Consider the following 18,603-nt stretch of genomic DNA (forward strand, 5'->3'; position numbering starts at 1 on the left):
TGATGCTTCAACGCTGACCTGATGTTGAAAGAAAGAGCCACAGTTCCCTTATACCATTTGCATTTTCCCGTCTCCCGTCTCCCTTCTTTCCTCCTTTAGTACCGGGTTCAACCCGCCTCTCTTTTGCCAACCCAGGCTTAGAGTCAACCTCACTCCAGGAAATAAATATCTTTTAGACGCCTTAAAAGTGCTGAATGCAAAATTAAAATTTCGTCACATTTTTGGAAGCTTACTTGTTTTCCTGCGGCTAAAATAAAATCAAAAATGTAACTATTTTTCAATTTGTATATTTGTTCGTGCAGCTCTGTCCAGGAGAGTCCTGCCAGCTGTGGTAGTCTCATAAACCACTGTTTATACATTTTAATAGATCTCATAGCGGATCCTTTTCTTTGTGATAAAATTTCAATTATGTGAGAGAATTTCAATTATACTTCTCGTTATCTCCGCCTGACCGTACGCTTCAGCAGGCAGTTCTCCACATCCCTTTAAATGTTGTTTCTGCATGGTATTAATCTCTTCTTGATCAGATATTTTGGTTTCGTTCACTTTATGGCACAGCCTTTGCAGTAGAGGGGACAGTACATGGATATCAAGACTCACAGGCAAGATACAATTTGAAGGAGAGAAAATGGTTTCATCGCGGTTTATTCAAATGCAGGACAAGCATGAACTCGAAGAGATTCATGAAGCTGCCGTCAAGGTTCTGGAAACCGTTGGTGTGGAGTTTCAGTCTGAATCTGCTCTCAACGTATTTAAAGCGAGAGGGGCTGCTGTTGAGGGAAGTCGAGTCAGGATCAACAGGAATTTGATTGAGACATCAATTGAATCTGCTCCTTCAGCATTTATGCTCCACGGCCGTAATGGTGATCAGTCCGTTACCATCGGGGAAGGGCAGGCTCATACTCTTGTCGAACCCTGTAACGGTTGCATTTATGCCCAGAGTCTTGATCGGGGGCGCAGGATTGGTGGTATCGATGATCTTGTCAATTTTATCAAGCTGTCCCAGGCAAGTGATGTCTGCTCCATTAATGGAGGGATCCCCGTCGTACCATCTGATGTGGACGGTAAAACGGCCTATCTTCGCATACTGTTTGAAACCCTGAAGAATACAGATAAACCCCTTCGTTCCAACCCGGGTAGCAGACAGGAGGTTGAAACAATGTTTCGCATGGTAGAGATAGCTGAAGGGCAGCCAGGCTTCCTCGAAGATCATGCGGCAATATATGTAAGCATCAACCCTTTAAGCCCGCTGGTTTTCAGAGAGGTTGAGCTTGAGACACTCATGACCTATGCCGAACACAGGCAACCTGTAGCTGTTTTATCATGTGCCATGGCAGGAGTCTCAGCACCAATGAGTCTCAGGGGAACGTGTGTTCTGCAAAATGCTGAAATACTTGCCGGGCTTGTGCTTACCCAGCTTGTGAACCCCGGGACACCGTTTATCTATGCTCCCGCATCGGCAGTCCCTGACATGAAGTCTGGTCAGTACGTCACAGGATCACCCGAGTCCAATCTCATTAATATCGCCAATGTACAGCTTGCAAGAGATCTCTACAGGTTGCCCACACGGACCATGGCAGGGCTTACCGACGCCAAAGTTGTGGATGTTCAGGCCGGTTTAGAAACCATGCAAAATCTGTCTTTATGCATGATGAGCGGGGTTTCCATAATCAATGAGTGCCTTGGGGTGCTCGATTCAATAATGACCAACTCCTATGAGAAATTTATCCTTGATCAGGAAATGATTTCGAGGGTTCTCACTATTATGAAAGGGTTTGAGGGGGTAAATGGGGATCTGGCCACTGAAGCGATTGAACAGACAGGCCCAGGTGGAAACTTTCTCTATCACCCTGACACTCTGATGCACTGCCGGGATAACTGGCAGCCGCTGGTCTCGAGTTGGGATCATTACGAAAAATGGGAAGAGAAGGGCAAAATGGATGCCGCTGTCCGGGCCTCCTCTATTTATAAAGCAATGCTGTCTGAAGCTCCGGATTCCATGCTGGATCCAGCAGTAGAGCAAGAGCTGGTGGCATTTGCCAGGAGAGTCGCTCCGGATGTTGATCTGGGGTGTTCCATAAAAAGCAGTTAAAGGAGGAAAAGATGAATTCGATGCACAAAAAGATGCCGCTTAAAGTCGAACCGACGCTGTTTATTTCAGCTTTGGTCGTAACACTGTTGACCTGCATTCCGATAGTTATGTATCAGGATCAGGCTCTGGAAACACTGACAAACATAAGAAAGTTTTTTACCGGTCCATTGGGATGGATGTTCCTTGTCTTTGGGGTGGCCTCCGTAATCTTTCTTCTCTGGCTGGTTTTTGGTCCCTATAAAGATGTCCGCCTGGGCGGGAAAGATGATCGGCCTGAGTTCAGTAATATCTCCTGGATTGCCATGCTTTTTTGCTGTGGTATCGGTACCGGACTGATCTACTGGTCATTTATTGAGCCTACATATTATCTGGCAGCTCCTCCTTTTGATCTTGAAGCCGGTACTGTTAAGGCAAGGGAATGGGCTGCTGCCTACGGAATCTATCACTGGGGTATTGTCCCCTGGGCAATCACCTGTATCTTCGCGGTGCCCATTGCATATTCTTATTATAACAGAAAAAGTAAACGTCTCAGTATCGGCTCAGCCTTTGAAGGCCATCTGGGCAGATATACCTGGCTTGGTACCGTTGTTGACCTGCTCGTCATGGTTGCAATCCTCGGTAACGTAGTAACAGTGCTCGGCCTTGGAACCCCCATGCTGTCGGCCACCATCGCTAAATTTATGGGAACCGAACCAGGATTCTCCATGGATGTCTCTGTGGTCGCTATCTGGACCTGTATGTTCTGTGCTTCCTGCTATTTCGGCCTGGATAAGGGAATAAAACGACTGAGTAATATCAACCTTATTATTGCCGTTGTTGCCATGGGATTTGTGCTTTTTGCAGGCCCCACCTCCTTTATCCTTAACACCTTCACCAACAGTATCGGCCTGATCTTTCAAAATTGTATCCGGATGGCACTTAACACTGATCCCATCGGAGGTGGTGGCTGGCCTCAGGGGTGGACGATTTTCTTCTGGGCATGGTGGCTTGGTGCCGCGCCTTTTGTTGGTGTCTTCCTTGCGAAAATTTCAAAGGGCAGAACCCTGAGAGAAATGGCCATTGCCCCGCTCGTTTGGGGACCAATCGGATGTGCAGTGTTTTTCGGAGTATTTGGCGGCTACGGTCTCCACGTGGAACTGTTCGGTGACGTTTCCATGACCACAATGATGGAGGCCAGCGGTCCCGCAAAGACTATAGCCTCCCTGATTTCCATGCTGCCTGCAGGTCACATAATGATGCCGCTGTTCATTGTTCTTATGTTCATTTTTTGTACAACGACTCTTGATTCTGCCTCCTATGTTCTTGCAACGATTTCTACCAGAGAACTGCCCGTAGGCAGAGAGCCCGCCAGGTGGAACCGCATGTTCTGGTCTGTCATCAACGGTGGAGCGGCAATCAGCCTTATGTTTGTCGGTGGGCTCAAGCCATTGCAGGCTGTAGCTGTACTCACGGCATTTCCTCTGATGTTTATTATGTTCGCTGCCGGATACTTCTTCATCAAAGATCTGAAAGCTGCCCATGGGCAAAAATCTGCTGCTCTTGTTTATAAAGTGAGCTTCGCTGAGCCGGAAGGTTCTGAGGTTGCTGCAGTGCCGGTAAGTGTGAGAGAGAAAGCATAATAAATTTGTTTCGGACAGACGTTCATCCGACTGAGTTTCATAAAGTTTTTCAACGCGGCAGGGAGTCTGTCGTTCAACCCATAACCCAAAATAGTAGGTAATACGATGGAATCAAGATCGATATTCTCCGAGATTGCCAATACCGCGGGCTTTGGCTTTTCGGTAATCGGAGATGATGAATTCGAGAGGATTCACCTGGCTACCCTCGAGATTATGAGGACGACAGGGCTGCACGTTGGTGACGACGAAGCTCTGGATATCCTTGATGGGGCTGGCGCAATTGTTGACCGGAAAACGAAAACCGTTAAATTCCCGGCATATCTTGTAGAGGATTGTATCCGTTCGGCACCGCCGAATATTGTTCAGTACGGACGCGATCCCAAAAATGATGTGTTTCTGGGAGGTAAGCGTGTCAACTTCTGTACCTTCGGTCAGGGTGTAAGTGTCATGGACACGGACGGTACTGTCCGCTCTTCTAAACTTCATGATGTAGGCCAGGCCGCTCGTCTCGCAGACGCCATGGAGGAAGTAAATGTCTGTGAACGCTCACTGACCGCAGGAGATGCTCCAGAGTATGTGGCACCTGTCTGGGAAGCTGAGATCGTCTTTGCAAACACTTCCAAACATACGGTGTACGGCCCCGGAAATGGCTGGCGTGCAGGCAAGATCATCAAAATGGCCCAGGCCATCGCAGGTGGAGAAGATGCGCTTCGGGAGAGGCCCATCTGTACAATTAACTGCTCCCCTACAAGCCCGCTCAGCCTTGATGAACCCTGCTGCACCGGCATTATGACCGCTGCAAGAGCAGGCGTCCCATGTAACCTTATTTCCATGGTTATGGCAGGGGCATCTGGTCCGATCACTCTGGCCGGTTCTCTTGTGGTACACAACTGTGAGATTCTTGCAGGTATTGTGCTTCATCAGCTCACCTGCAAGGGAGCACCGGTAATTTACGGATGTTCTTCTCTTATGTTTGATCTCAAGCTGATGGGAACCCCTGTTGGTTCACCTGAGTGCGGTATGCTTAATGCGGCCGCTCCCGTCATGGCTCAAAAGTATATGCTGCCGAGTTTCTCGGCAGGTGGATAGACGGATTCAAAAATACCAGACGCACAGGCAGGTCATGAAAAGACGCTTACTGCAATGTGTGCCGCCAATAGTGGCTCGAACCTGATATATGGTGCCGGGATGTTGGACTCGGGACTCATTTTCAGCTACGCCCAATTGGTGTTGGATAATGATATTTTTAAGATGGTAAGAAAGGTTATGCAGGGAATTCACGTAAGTGATGAGACCCTTGCACTGGAATCGATCAAGTCGGTAGGTATCGGCGGAGATCATCTGATGCAGGAACACACTATGAAATACATGCGAACCTTACCTTCCGCCCCGCACATTATTGACCGGAACAACTATCAGGGCTGGTTGGCCAAAGGTGGAAAAAGCATGGCTGAGAGAGCTGCTGAAAAAGCTGCTGATATTCTCGCCAACCATAAACCACAGCCGCTGACAGCTGAAGCAACGTCTGCTCTGCGCACCATTGTTGAAGATGCAACGGCTGAAGCTGAAGAGATGAACAAGAGAAAATAGAACTCTCGGTAATCAGGTGTTCCGGCCATGGCAGGGACCTGGAAGAAGACCTGAAACCCCTTTGTTTCTATCCAACAAACCAGGCGGTCCGCTACGTACAGTAGACCGCCCCTTGTTCACAATCTCTTCACCTTGATACTCTGCAAAGAATTTTTTGCAGAGTACTGGTTGAAAGAAAAAATGAAGGGTTCCTGTTCCTTATTTTTCAGGTGCCCTTCATGGCAGTTGCTCAAAGACTTCGGCAGATGTCGCGTTCAAATCTGCTCTATCAGGGATGCGATGCCTTTCAAGCAAATGCAGTAGATAGAGAATTATTTTATAGGTGAGAGCAGACATCTGCTCTTGCTCTGTAGAGAGTTAAAATTATTAGCAGGTGTATTTAACGATCTTTTGCACCTGATACAGGAGTGAGTAACATGCGCGGTAAGCAACTTATATTTGATGTACTTGAAGGAAAGACAGTCGAAAGAACTCCATGGGTGCCATACACGGGTGCACAAATTGCGAACTTAAAAGGCTATACCGCCGAAGAACTGTTCAAAAGTGCAGATAAACTCTACGAGTGCCTGATTGAAGCCGAAAAGCAGTATACGCCTGATGGCATGCCAGCCATATTTGACCTGCAGGTTGAAGCTGAGATTCTCGGCTGTGAACTCACCTGGTATAAGAACAGCCCCCCCACTGTCTCAAGCCATCCCCTCAGTGTGGAGTTTGAAATACCCACCCAGGTACTCAAAGAGACCGATGGCCGTATTCCTCTCATTGTAGAGGCTATGAAACGCTTTAAGGAAGCAAGACCGAATATTGCCATGTACGGTCTGGTTTGCGGTCCGTTTACTCTGGCTTCCCACCTTCGCGGAACCAGCATCTTCATGGATATGTATGACAGTGAAGATAAAGTAAAAGAGCTGATCAACTACTGTGAAGTGCAGGTCAGGGAACTGGCTAAAATGTACGTTGAAGCGGGTTGCGATATTATTGCAGCGGTTGATCCGCTGGTTTCCCAGATTTCCCCGGAGATGTTCGAGACCTTCCTGGCTGAACCCTTCAGTACCTTCTTTGCTGCCATGAAAGAGATCAATATGCCTTCTTCGTTTTTTGTTTGCGGTGATGCCACCAAAAACATGGAGCCGATGTGTAAGACCAAACCGGGCTGTATTGCCATCGATGAGAACGTTGACATTGTAGAAGCTAAGAAAATTACCGACAAGTACGACATCACCATGTCTGGAAACATGCAGCTTACCATTGATATGCTGCTTGGTACCCAGCAGGATAATCAGAAAGCGGCCCTCGTGTTGATGGATAACCTCGGCAAGAAAAATTTCATCCTCGCACCAGGCTGTGATGTGCCTTTTGATGCACCGGCAGAGAACCTCATCGCTGTCGGTCAGGCGGTTCATAATCCTGAGGCGGTTAAAATTGCCCTTGAGAATTACGTTGCCATTGATGACCTTCCAGAGATTGAACTGCCAGACTATGACAACCTCGACCACGTCCTCGTTGAAGTGGTTACCATCGATTCCAAGACCTGTGCAGCCTGTGGTTACATGGTTGCAGCAGCCAACGATGCGGCAAAGGATATTGGCATTGACGTGAAGGTGGTTGAACGCTCCATCATGTACAAAGAAACCCTCGCCTTTGCCAACAAAGTTGGTCTGAAAAATATGCCGTCCATCCTGGTCAATGGTGAGATTCGCCATGTCTCACTCATTCCTCCGGTGGATATCTTAAAAGAAGAAATTCTGGCAGCGAAGAAATAAAAAATGAAAAAGAAACTCATCATACTTTCCGGTTTCCTGGGCAGCGGAAAAACCAGTTTTCTCAGTCTGCTCCTGAAGCGGTACCAGCATCTGAAGCTGGCAGTTATTCTCAATGATTTTGGGGAAGTACCTGTGGACTCTACTCTTCTTGATATTTCTGATATCGAAAAAAGTGGGGTCAGGGATCGACTGGTGGAATTATCAGGTGGTTCTGTCTTCTGCTCCTGCTTGAAAGAATCCTTTGTCAAGGCACTTATCGCCATGGCAGATACCGATGCCGAGCTGCTGATCATCGAAGCATCGGGAATGTCTGATCCTGCCGGCATGCGTTCACTTATGTGGATGGCCAGGCTCGGGGATGATTTTGAAGAACCGGTGGTGCTGAGTCTTTTTGATCCGATAAAGAGCTTGAAACTTTCGCATGTACTGCAGGTAATTCCCCGGCAGGTGAAGGCGGCAGATGTCATTCTTCTTACCAAGGCCGATATAAGTGACAAGGCAGATTTGGATGCTGCCCGTGCTTACGTCCGTTCTCTGAACATTGGGGCACCGATCTATGAGCACGATCTGGATTGTAATGAGGCCCTGAACTGCCTGGATATGTCCGGTGGCCTTCAGAGTGAAAAGCTGGAAAAGGTAAACGACTCGTTAGGTTTTAACACCTTTGAAAACAGACCGGACAGCTTTGCCATTAAGGCTGCCCCTTCCGGAATCAATAATCTGCTGGATGCCTTAACTAAAAATGCCGATATCCTCAGGGTGAAGGGGTACCTGCCCGAAGAAAACGGCTTTGTATTTATCTCTGACACCGGCAAGGGGTTTGAGAAAAGAAAAACTGAAGCTGCTCCTGCACCGCTTACGGTTATTTGCAATACCGGGACAGGGACAGAGATCAGGCAAACACTGTTGAAACAGAAATTAATATCTCTATAAAGGAGCAATGATCATGAGTGTATTAACTGAGATGTCTGAAATGCTGCAAAAAGGAAAGAGTGCTGAAACCGCCGCGCTGGTCCAAAAGGCGCTGGATGAAGGAATGACGCCTCAAGACGTCCTTGATAACGGCCTTATGCCTGGTATGGACGTCATCGGTGAGCGTTTTAAAAATAACGATATCTTTATTCCCGAGGTACTGATTGCCGCCCGGGCCATGGGTGCAGGAACCGATGTCCTTCGTCCTTTACTGAGTGCTTCTGATGCTGCCGACAGGGGAACCGTTGTCATTGGCACGATAAAGGATGACCTGCATGATATCGGCAAAAACCTGGTTGCCATGATGATGGAGAGTAAGGGTCTTAAGGTTATTAATCTCGGCAACAATGTTCCTCCGGAAAAGTACATTGAAGCAGCAATAGAACATAACGCTGATATTATCGCCTGTGCAGCGCTTCTCACTACCACAATGGTACACATGAAAGACGTGGTCAGCCTGCTTGCCGAAAGTCCACTGGCTGGCAAAGCGAAGATTATGGTGGGTGGTGCCCCTGTAAATCAGGCATACTGTGATGCTATTGGCGCTGACGGTTACGCCCCCGACGCTACCATGGCGGCTGAAAAGGCGCTGGAACTCATGAAAGCAGCCTGAAGGCACCCACGTGAATTCTCAGAATAATACCATAATTGTTTCCTGTGAGGTGTTTCGGCATGAAATAGAGCTGATCGCCTCACAGATGGAAACTCCTCCGGTCGCGTATTTTATGGAACAGGGACTCCATGAGCGTCCCGATAAACTCCGTGAGACCATACAGGATTTTGTCCTTGAGCAGGAGGCCAGAAGGCAGGATGAATTCACCATTTTGCTGGGCTATGGTTTATGCGGTCAGGGGTTGACAGAGATTCACAGCACAAAGGCAACCCTGGTCCTGCCCAGGGTACACGACTGTATTCCTCTCCTGCTTGGTATCACACAGGATGCCGCCAGTGATTTTTCTTTAAATGGCCAGACATACTGGCAGACTCCCGGATGGGTCTGTTATGCCCATTCAGAGTTGCTGCGCAACAAGGAAGCCAAATACAACGAGTATTTAGAGAAATACGGAGAAGATAACGCTCACTACCTGATGCAGGAACAGCTCGGCTGGCTCAAGCATTATCAGACAGTCAGGCTCATCAGGTGGCCACAAATTGCTGAAATGGAAGTGAGGGCCGAGAAGCCCTCTGGCTTTTTTGAAGATGAAGCGCGTTGTTTTGCAAAGGAAGCGGAACTTCCCTTCTCAGAATGTGCAGGGTCGGACAATTACCTGCGGGCACTGCTTCAAGGCGGTAAGAATACTGATCTTTTTTTGCATATCCACCCCGGTTATACAGCCCGACTGACGGGAGAGGGGACCATAGTCACCGAGAGGTTATCATCCAATGCTTGTTGAAATCAAAGTTACCAATGACAAGGGCGAATATCTGATCGAGGCTGAAGCGGGTGTGCCGATCAGTAAAGTCTTACGGGAGCATCAACTCCTTGAGCTGCCCTGTGGAGGTTCTGGAACCTGTGGGAAATGTTTAATATATACAGATACCATCCCTACTGCTGAAGAGTGTAAACGCCTGGCTCCCGCCGCCATTGAGAGCGGTTTGCGCCTGGCCTGCTACACCCTGGCTCAAAAGAGTCTTTGTCTCTCCATACCACCGCAGGCGAAAACTAAAGTACTCACAGCATTTGCCAATACCAGCTACGATTTCTTGCCTTTGATTGAGCTTAAAGAATTTGCAATAAAGAAATCGACGATTGAAAATCAGAAAACGGATGTGCAGAATCTGCTGGAATCATGCAGTGCCCGCTCGTATCAACTCACCCTGGAGCAACAGGCTGGTTTACCCTCTTTCCTGCGGTCAAACGAAACAGGATATGCTCTTCTCAAAGAAGGGATCGTTTGCGGGTTTCGTACAAACTGTCAGCATACACTTCTTGCTGTCGATATAGGGACCACTACTGTGGCAGCCATGATTATGGATCTTACATCAGAGGCCGTACTTGAGGTCTATGGTGAACAAAATGATCAGGGAGTATTTGGTGCCGATGTTATCTCTCGTATCGAACACAGCACAGGTGGAGGAGCTGACGGTATCGCACAAATTCAAGCCACAATCGTCAGGCAGATAAACCGGATTAAAGATACCCTTATATCGATGCTGTCTGCCCGGGGCATGGAAGCTGCTGACCCCACTGTCATTGCCATTACCGGCAATACCAGCATGATTCACTTCCTCTGTGGTTTCCCCGCTGAGCACATCGGCAAAGCACCTTTTATACCTGTTACCCTTGACTCCCTTGAGTGCCATGCCAGTGAACTGAAAATAGATTCCCAGGCCTCTGTATATCTTATGCCCGGAATATCTGCATATGTAGGTGGAGATATAGTTGCATCTCTTTTAGCTGCTGATGCACATAAACAAAAAGAGCCTTTTATACTTGTTGATTTTGGCACAAATGCAGAAATTGTACTGGGTGATGGGAAGAATACATACTCTGCCTGTTCAACAGCAGCAGGACCCTGTTTCGAAGGTGCCACGCTCTCCTGTGGAATGGTTGCACAACCCGGTGCAATTGACACCATTTTTAAAACTAAAGATGGTTTTTCATATACAACAATTGATAAAGAGAAACCTGCAGGTCTGTGTGGTTCCGCCGTTATTGACTGTATCTCACTCCTTTTAAAAAGTGGTGATCTTGATGCAGGCGGCAGGCTTGAAGGAGGAGGGGAATTATCAGATTTCATCTCCAGGGGTGAAAATGGACAGGCACTGTTCTCGATAACGAGCGATGTTTTTCTCAGTCAGGGCGATATTAGAAAGATTCAGCTTGCAAAAGCTGCCGTGCGGGCGGGAATAGAGACGCTGCTGCAGGAGTCTGGTATAGCACCTGAGGAAATTGCGAACTTATTTCTTGCCGGAGGATTTGGAAATGCTCTGAATCCAGAAAGTGCTGTTCGTGCAGGTCTTGTTCCAGCTCAGATGGAACATGTAATACGTGTTCTTGGTAACGCTGCGGGGTGTGGAGTCATACGATATGCCACCGAAAAAGATGCCCGCAGTATTGTTACTCACATTAAAGCCTGTACCCAATATATTGAACTGTCAACCCATAGTGGTTTTACCGATGAGTTTATAAATCAAATGGTTTTCCCGGAACAAGAGAAAAAAGCTGAATTCTTACAACCATTGCCACACCGTGACATGCAAAAGATTCCTGAAAAAGTATTTGAGAGTGCTTTAGATGAAATTCTATAAGCGAAAAAGTTATCCCTTTTATGGGTCTCTTGAAACAGCTTGGATTTCGTTCATATTCAAGGTTCCCTTATATAAATGTGTTGAAGTTATTGCCTGAATCCAGGAGCTGTCTTCATCATTACCCGGACTCAATATGGAGCCCGATTTTACCCATAAAGATTATTCGGAAAAAGAAAATGAAAAATATTGAAAATGTCCACCCGGCCCTCCTTGGCTCCCTCACGACACCTGGTACATCTGAAAAGTTTATCAACTTCAGCCCAGGACCGACCTCCTTACCCACGGCTGTAGAGGAAGAGATTGCTGCAGGTTTTCAAAAGTCTGGACTTACCTCTCTGGCACTCTCTCATCGGTCGCCTGAGTTTTTGAGCATACTTGATCATGCCATTACTTCTATGAGACGTATTATGGCCATACCAGATGACTACGAGATCCTTTTCGCCCATGGTGGTGGTCACGGACAATTTGCTGCGGTACCGTTGAACCTCTGCCACGACAAATCAGACATCGCAACCTATGTTGTGAATGGTACGTGGACAAAAAGAGCTGCTGGAGAAGCGGAAAAATACTGCACCATTAACGAAATTGATGGAAGGGACCCTGAAACCGGGATGTACACCAGTTTCCCGGAACTCACTGAAGAGAATATCGACCCGGAAAGCAAATATATATATATGTGCTCCAATGAGACTGTAAATGGGATTGAACTGTTCAGACTTCCTGTACTTCCTGAGTCACGTAAACATATTCCTCTCGTCGTTGATGCAAGCTCCGACTTTACAACGAAGCCTGTCAACTGGCACGGGAACAATGTCGGGGTTCTCTTTGCCTGTGCGTCAAAAAATATTGGTCATCCCGGACTCACCGTGGCCATCGTGCGCAAGGACCTTCTCGGGGAGGATAAGGCGTCTCCTCTTTGCCCTGGAGTTTTTAATTATACTATCAATGCAGAAGCAGAAAATCTCTGGAATACCGCAGCGACCTTCAACATTGAAGTCGTTGGTTTCCTCATGGATTGGCTTGAGCGCGAAGGTGGTGTCGTGGAAAATGAGCGTCGCTCCATTGCCAAAAGTAAAATTCTTTATGATGTCATTGATAACTCCAACGGCTTTTATGGAACTCCTGTAGATAATCATGCCTTAAGAAGCCGGATGAATATTCCGTTCAATATCGATGGGGGAAACGAAAAATTAACGAATGAGTTTCTCATTGAAAGCTGGAACAAAGGCATGGTCGGGTTGCGAACCCTGACACCTTTTGGAGTGGGAGAGTATCTCAGGGCGAGTCTTTATAATGGCGTTACCGAAGATGATGCCGTCTACCTCGCTGACTTTATGAAAGAGTTCGTACACAAAAATAAGGCGAAGTGATTCGCCCTTGCAGGGTGAGCCGTTACGCCAGATTCCGCAGAACGATACAACGGGGATTCCCTCGCGTTTTCCCCGTTGTATCGTTTGAGAACACGATCCTGGCGCGTCTTCCTCTGCCAGTCAGCGAGGACAAAAGAAGAAGACCACTGGCTTGTTACGGTAAAACGTCCCTCAAAAAAAGAAGCTGGTTATCAGCACTGTGAAATAGTTGCTCAGGCAACAGGAAAACGTAACAGCAGACCCAGAAAATTCCTGAATTTCAAAACACCTTTGAAGTATTTTAAAAACTAACCGGGGTGAATATCAGAAAAGTAATGGGTTGTGCAATTATCACTTGAATTCAGGAATACAGGTTAGAAAAATGACAAGTATACTCATCGTCATGCTGGGCTGGTTCACCGGGGGATTTGTAAATGGCCTTGCCGGTTTCGGCGCCGCAATGGTAGCAATGCCACTTATTGCTTCTTTTATCGATTTCTCTCTCGCCGTCCCGAGCTGCGTTCTGATTGTCCTCACTCTCAACTGCCAGGTCGGCTGGGATTTTCGCCACGATATAGAATTTCGTTACATCAAAGGTATTCTTATCGGGGCTCTTCCGGGAATTCTCCTTTCAGTACTTTTTCTCCCCTTTATTCCGGAAAATGGTTTGAAAGGCGGCATGGGTATTTTTATTGCCTGCTATGCCCTCTACTCACTCTTCCTGGAAAAATCTAAACCAGGAGAGCATCTTATTCACCCGGTCTGGGGGTATATCACGGGTATCCTTTCCTCTTCCCTGGGCATGGCTTTTGGTTTCAACGGTCCGCCGCTCGCTGCCTATGTTGCATACTGCGGCTGTAACGCACGGGCTGTAAAGGGAATACTGAGTGCGGGTTTTCTTGTTACCGGGATTTTTATTGTTGCGGCCAAGGCCTCTGCCGGTCTGCTGACGGCAGACGTGATGAAAATCTGGATGTGTTCCTTTCCCGCTGTTATCGTTGGCAGCAAACTTGGGATTCTTCTGTCATCAAAACTGTCGGAACAGAAATTTCGAATGTTGCTCTTTATCGCCCTTGCAGCAATGGGAATCCGCATCGCCTGGTCCGCTCTCTTATGAAAGAATGAAGGGAACCGTATTTTCTCCATATTCGACTGGAGCCCTTGCTCTTTGGAAAAGAAAGTTCTGACCAGACAAAAAAAGAAGATATTTGAAAATTTATCACATTTTTGAAAAAATTTACAATCCATTCAAGCCGAAAGAGGCTCAACAAAAGATTCAATCACCCGAATTACAGGTGATTTCTTCACAGTGAAATATTTTCTGTAATCTGGCACAGATAATGCTTAAGTCAAAAGTTGAGTCTTGCTGCTTGTGTGGACATCTCCAGCAAGCAGACGTAAAGCATGTAATACGGAGGGTGGATCGGACGTGATCACATGGACTCTAAATCCATGCAGCCGGGTGCGACTCCCGGGCCCTCCGCCACTCTATTACAAAGATTTAAAATGGGGTCATATTTTGGAAGCTCCGCAGAGAAAGCAGGTGAAAAAGAGATTTTATCGAAAACGGGCCGAACTCTTTAATGTCCTCAACAAGATAAAACTCTGGCCATCTCGAAAAGGTGTCCTGCATGGGATTCGTTCGATCGAAATAAGAGGTGAAGAGGCCAAAATTACCACCCACTGCAACAAGGAATTTTACCAAAAAAATTCACGCAACAGCCGGGCCGGAAGATGGTTGCGCAACAAATGGTTTTTAAAACCCTGTTCCGCCTGTCGAATCCCCGAATGGAAACTGCAAAAGTACAGTTCTACGAGTTTTCAAAGACATCAGGGATCATCACTTACACATTCCGCCCCGGGTGGGAAGGTGTCTGCCCCATAAAGGTGTCATTGCGTTACTCTTCAAAGGAGAAGCTGAATTACTATGTTCACTGTTTCAAAAAAAAATACCAGTCTCAGTTTCGACATCATTGACAGGCTTGCTGCCCATGATGATGTGGGGAAGAAAGATGTAGAACTCCTGCTCAGTTTAAGCAAAAAGGATGAAATTGATTACCTCTTTGCTGCTGCAAGAAGGGCGAGGACGGCATATTTTGGCAACACTGTCTTTATCTACGGTTTTCTCTACTTCTCAACCCACTGTCGAAATGACTGCCACTTCTGTCAGTATCGCAGAACCAATACTGAGATTCGCCGCTATAGAAAGACCATGGAGGAGATACTCACGGCAGCGGATGAAATGAAGCAATCCGGAGTCCATCTGATTGATCTCACCATGGGAGAAGATCCGTGGATGTTTGCCCGTGGTTCTTCAAGGCTTTCCAGGTTTTCTGAAATTGCGGAACAGGTAAAGAAACGGACGGAACTGCCCGTCATGCTTTCACCGGGTGTTATGGAGCTGAATCAGCTTACAGAGCTTGCCCGGATGGGTATGGAATGGTTCGCCTGCTATCAGGAAACGTATAACAGGGTGCTTTTTAAGGAGTTACGGCCTGGACAGGACTTTGAAAAACGGATGCTTGCCAAGAACGTGGCACGAGAGCACGGCATGCTGGTGGAGGAAGGAATCCTGCTTGGAGCAGGATCAAGTCCGAGTGATATTATCGACTCCTTATATGCCATGAAACGTGAGGGCTTTGATCAGGTGCGGGCAATGCGGTTTGTTGAGAGTAAAGGGGTGACTCTTCCCGCAGCTGACAATTCCCCTGCGAATCAGGAATTTCTCACTATCGCTCTCATGCGCCTTCTCATGCCGGAAGTACTTATTCCCGCAAGCCTGGATGTTGATGGTCTTAAAGGATTGTCTGTCCGGCTGGCTGCGGGGGCCAATGTGGTCACTTCTGTGGTTCCGCCTGACCGGGGGCTTGCAGGAGTCGCTAACGCCAGTCTTGATATTGAGGAATCGCGACGCAGTATAGAGCAGATTCTTCCTATATTGAAGGAGGCAGGCCTGGAGATGGCAAGCCATGAGGAATATCAAACATGGGTGGATTCTCGGCGCAGAAGTTCTGGTGCAAAAAGCGCCTCGGAGAACCGCAGATGCGCATAGCGGTTGTTGGCGGTAAGCTTCAAGGGCTGGAAATACTTTATCTTGCCAGAGTTGCCGGTTTTGAGACCCTCCTCATCGATAAAAACAGTGATCTTCCTGCAGGAGAGCTCTGCGACAGTTTCGTCAGGTTCCATTTCAACCAGCAGGGAAGCTTCCCTGCTGACTGTGGTCAGATTCATCTGATTTTTCCCGCTCTGGAAGATCTTACGACTCTTAAGCTCATCAGCAGCTGGGGTGATGAGCTTGGTATTCCTGTTGTTTTCGATCTTGATGCCTATGGCATTTCATCCTCAAAAATCCGCTCTAACGCCCTCTTTGAAAAGCTCAAGCTGCCCAGGGCAAAGAACTGGCCTGACTGTAATGTTCCCGTTATCATTAAACCCGATGACTCCAGCGGGAGCAAAGGTGTTGTACGAGTTGATAACCGGGAGAGGGTGGAAGCGCTGCTTGCAGATTTTTCCGGGAGCCCGGTTGTTGAAGAGTATCTTGAGGGACCGTCCTACTCCATTGAGGTTATCGGCAGGCCGGGCAACTATGCAGCACTCCCTGTAACAGAGCTCTACATGGATAAGGATTATGACTGCTGCGGAGTGCTGGCCCCCCCTCTGCTATCCCGCGAAAATGAGCAGAAACTCCGACATCAGATATGCACCATTGCAGAAGCGTTGAACCTGCACGGGATTATGGACCTTGAGGTTATCCTGCACGCAGGTGAACTCAAAATTCTTGAGATTGATGCCCGTTTTCCGAGTCAGACACCGATTGCTGTATTTCATGCAACGGGGGTGAATATGGTTGAATTACTGGTCGAACTCTTTGTGAAGGGTCGGATAAAAGAGCCCCGGGTGAAAGGAGGATTTTGCCTTCTTGAACACATCAGGGTTACAGGTTCCGATGTAGAAATCCTGGGTGAGCACATTCTGGCCGACAGGAAAAACCTCCAGATGAAAACAGATTTTTACGGGGCGCACACTGCAATTACTGATTTCAACGCCAGTGATAACAAGCGTGACAGCTGGATTGCCACCCTGGTGTATAAGGGGAACAGGTCTGAAGAGGTTGACCTGAACCGTCGTAAATGCATGTCGCAAATAGCTCAAATTACAAAAAATTCAGGTTGATATGACAAGACTCTCCTCCTCCGATATTTCCGGTATCAATTCCAGGCTGCACTCTTATGATAAACATCTGGTGGACTGTACAGGACGAAGCATGCTGGATATCGCCTGCGTATGTTGCGGGGTAGATCCTGATTGTGTATGCGAGCTTGCTTCGGACTATAAAATTGGCGTTGTACCAGTGACAGCAGGCCTTGGTATTATCTCAAATTTTTCAGATGTGGTGGCGGCTATCCTTGCGTATCTCGGGTTCTCCGTAGAGGTTTCAGAAACAACCGATGTGACTGGTTTTGCCAACACTGTTGAGGCGGGTGTGGATGGAATCTTCATGGCCGATGACAATCGCTTTATCGGCTATGATATGAAAAGTGGCCGCCTGGCTGATAACAGCGAAGCTACCGGTAGAATTTACGCTACAGCCCTGCACCTTATGAACCGGCAGAACAATGATCGCCAGGCACTTGTCATTGGCTGTGGCCCGGTGGGGTGTAATGCTGCAACCCGGTTGCTGCAACTCGGCTGGAGTGTTGTGCTTTATGATACTGATACAGGTAAAGCAGAATCTGCCCGTCAGTTACTCCAGACTCTCCATGCGGATCCAGACAGCACTGGCCGGGCGAGGGTCAGTGTGGATAAAGAGGCCAGGCCCGAAGACTATCTTTTTATTGTTGATGCCACCCCGGAATCACAGTTGATCTGTGAGAACCAGCTTTCTGAGACATCTTACCTGGTCATCCCCGGTGTGCCGCCCGGGATCACTGCGGAAAGCTTTCGTTTTCTTGATACGCGGGTGATCCATGACAAGCTTGAACTGGGTGTTGCCTCCATGGCGGTAAGCCTTCTCAAGTACAGAATCTCTTGAAATACACGCTGTTCGATGCCCCCCTTTACAATTGTGAGATAAAACGACTATGAGTGACGATAAGAGTGCCGTCTGGAGTATAACTCAGCAGCAACGGCTGAAACAACTTGGCAGCGATGACGAGCTGCTTCAGCGTGAATTCAGTTCTACAGCTGAGAGAGACAGAGTGTATCAGGATGTTGAAAAAAAACTCGTCAAAGAGGCGAAAACAGATCTTGAAAAGCTGCTGACTGCAGGAGGAAGAACCGTACTTGATGAGCTGTGCAACCGGGTGAGTGACAGCCTTATTGCAGAGGGTTTTGTCAAGGTGCAGACTTCTACAGTGATTTCAGCAAAAGCTCTTGAGAAAATGACTATTACCATGGACCACCCTCTGCATAAACAGGTGTTCTGGATAGATAAAAAGAAGTGTCTGCGGCCCATGCTGGCTCCGAGTCTGTATAGTCTGATGCAGGATTTCAGTCGGTTGAAGCAGCGTCCCATCCGCTTCTTCGAGATAGGTTCCTGTTTTAGAAAGGAGAGTGACGGTGCCAGCCATTCTTCTGAGTTTACCATGCTCAACCTTGTAGAAATGGGGTTGCCAGAGGAGGAGCGTGAGACGAGACTGCGGGAGTTGGGAAGTCTGGTGATGAAGAGTGCCGGTTTCTCGTCTTTCAAGTTCGAGTTAGAAGAATCTGAAGTGTATGGTACCACCGTAGATATGGTGGGCGGACCTCACGATGTTGAAATTGCGTCCGGTGCCATGGGACCGCATCCCCTGGATCATGAGTGGGGTATTCATGATACCTGGGTTGGCTTTGGCATCGGTATGGAGCGGCTGTTGATGCTCCTCAATGATGGTGATTCCATTGGCCGCTGGAGTAAAAACAGCTCATATCTTAATGGCATTTACCTGAAAATATAGTTTTTCCCTCTGTGGAACTGTCTCTGAGAC

Annotated in this window: 15 protein-coding genes and 1 pseudogene; 15 read left to right on the forward strand and 1 reads right to left on the reverse strand. The window is 47.7% G+C overall.

The features are described from left to right. Nucleotides 1-149 precede the first annotated feature (149 nt). Nucleotides 150-374, reverse strand: a complete 225-nt coding sequence (locus JWG39_RS11305; protein WP_205219515.1) for a hypothetical protein — start codon at nucleotides 372-374, stop codon at nucleotides 150-152. 254 nt (nucleotides 375-628) lie between these two features. Between JWG39_RS11305 and JWG39_RS11310 the strand changes: the two genes are divergently transcribed. The 15 genes and pseudogenes from JWG39_RS11310 to pylSc all read left to right on the forward strand — a co-directional run bounded on the left by JWG39_RS11310 (nucleotide 629) and on the right by pylSc (nucleotide 18,573). Continuing rightward, on the forward strand, nucleotides 629-2,092 hold the full coding sequence (locus JWG39_RS11310; RefSeq protein ID WP_205219516.1) for a trimethylamine methyltransferase family protein: 1,464 nt from the start codon (nucleotides 629-631) through the stop codon (nucleotides 2,090-2,092). A gap of 11 nt (nucleotides 2,093-2,103) precedes the next feature. Then, entirely contained in the window at nucleotides 2,104-3,711 is a 1,608-nt protein-coding gene (locus JWG39_RS11315; protein WP_205219517.1) for a BCCT family transporter, read from the forward strand. Between the two features lie 105 nt (nucleotides 3,712-3,816). Beyond that, nucleotides 3,817-5,301 (forward strand): annotated as a pseudogene (mttB, locus tag JWG39_RS16565) ([trimethylamine--corrinoid protein] Co-methyltransferase). 416 nt (nucleotides 5,302-5,717) lie between these two features. Further along, nucleotides 5,718-7,064, forward strand: coding sequence for a uroporphyrinogen decarboxylase family protein (locus JWG39_RS11330; RefSeq protein ID WP_205219519.1), 1,347 nt, complete (start codon nucleotides 5,718-5,720; stop codon nucleotides 7,062-7,064). Between the two features lie 3 nt (nucleotides 7,065-7,067). Next, nucleotides 7,068-7,997: a CobW family GTP-binding protein gene (locus JWG39_RS11335; protein ID WP_205219520.1), complete on the forward strand. Its 930-nt coding sequence runs from the start codon at nucleotides 7,068-7,070 to the stop codon at nucleotides 7,995-7,997. 13 nt (nucleotides 7,998-8,010) lie between these two features. Then, entirely contained in the window at nucleotides 8,011-8,649 is a 639-nt protein-coding gene (locus JWG39_RS11340) for a corrinoid protein (protein WP_205219521.1), read from the forward strand. A 10-nt stretch (nucleotides 8,650-8,659) separates the two neighbouring features. Further along, nucleotides 8,660-9,430, forward strand: coding sequence for a DUF1638 domain-containing protein (locus JWG39_RS11345; protein WP_205219522.1), 771 nt, complete (start codon nucleotides 8,660-8,662; stop codon nucleotides 9,428-9,430). Then, nucleotides 9,420-11,288, forward strand: a complete 1,869-nt coding sequence (locus JWG39_RS11350) for an ASKHA domain-containing protein (protein ID WP_205219523.1) — start codon at nucleotides 9,420-9,422, stop codon at nucleotides 11,286-11,288. Before JWG39_RS11345 ends, JWG39_RS11350 begins: the two co-directional genes overlap by 11 nt. Nucleotides 11,289-11,464: 176 nt before the next feature. Then, nucleotides 11,465-12,658, forward strand: coding sequence for a 3-phosphoserine/phosphohydroxythreonine transaminase (gene serC, locus JWG39_RS11355; RefSeq protein WP_205219524.1), 1,194 nt, complete (start codon nucleotides 11,465-11,467; stop codon nucleotides 12,656-12,658). Between the two features lie 361 nt (nucleotides 12,659-13,019). Next, entirely contained in the window at nucleotides 13,020-13,754 is a 735-nt protein-coding gene (locus JWG39_RS11360; RefSeq protein ID WP_205219525.1) for a sulfite exporter TauE/SafE family protein, read from the forward strand. 426 nt (nucleotides 13,755-14,180) lie between these two features. Beyond that, complete coding sequence (gene pylSn, locus JWG39_RS17100; RefSeq protein WP_439099713.1) at nucleotides 14,181-14,522, forward strand: pyrrolysine--tRNA(Pyl) ligase small subunit; 342 nt, start codon at nucleotides 14,181-14,183, stop codon at nucleotides 14,520-14,522. A gap of 42 nt (nucleotides 14,523-14,564) precedes the next feature. Continuing rightward, a complete protein-coding gene (gene pylB / locus JWG39_RS11370) occupies nucleotides 14,565-15,689 on the forward strand; it encodes a methylornithine synthase PylB (RefSeq protein WP_205219526.1) in 1,125 nt (374 codons plus the stop codon). Next, complete coding sequence (gene pylC / locus JWG39_RS11375) at nucleotides 15,623-16,810, forward strand: 3-methylornithine--L-lysine ligase PylC (protein WP_205219527.1); 1,188 nt, start codon at nucleotides 15,623-15,625, stop codon at nucleotides 16,808-16,810. Before pylB ends, pylC begins: the two co-directional genes overlap by 67 nt. Nucleotide 16,811: 1 nt before the next feature. Further along, nucleotides 16,812-17,669 (forward strand): 3-methylornithyl-N6-L-lysine dehydrogenase PylD, encoded by an 858-nt coding sequence (pylD, locus tag JWG39_RS11380; RefSeq protein WP_205219528.1) that lies wholly within the window; start codon nucleotides 16,812-16,814, stop codon nucleotides 17,667-17,669. Between the two features lie 49 nt (nucleotides 17,670-17,718). After that, entirely contained in the window at nucleotides 17,719-18,573 is an 855-nt protein-coding gene (gene pylSc / locus JWG39_RS11385) for a pyrrolysine--tRNA(Pyl) ligase large subunit (protein ID WP_205219529.1), read from the forward strand. Nucleotides 18,574-18,603: the final 30 nt, after the last annotated feature.

The organism is Desulforhopalus vacuolatus (genome assembly GCF_016918505.1).
In the GTDB taxonomy this organism is placed as follows: Bacteria; Desulfobacterota; Desulfobulbia; order Desulfobulbales; family Desulfocapsaceae; genus Desulforhopalus; species Desulforhopalus vacuolatus.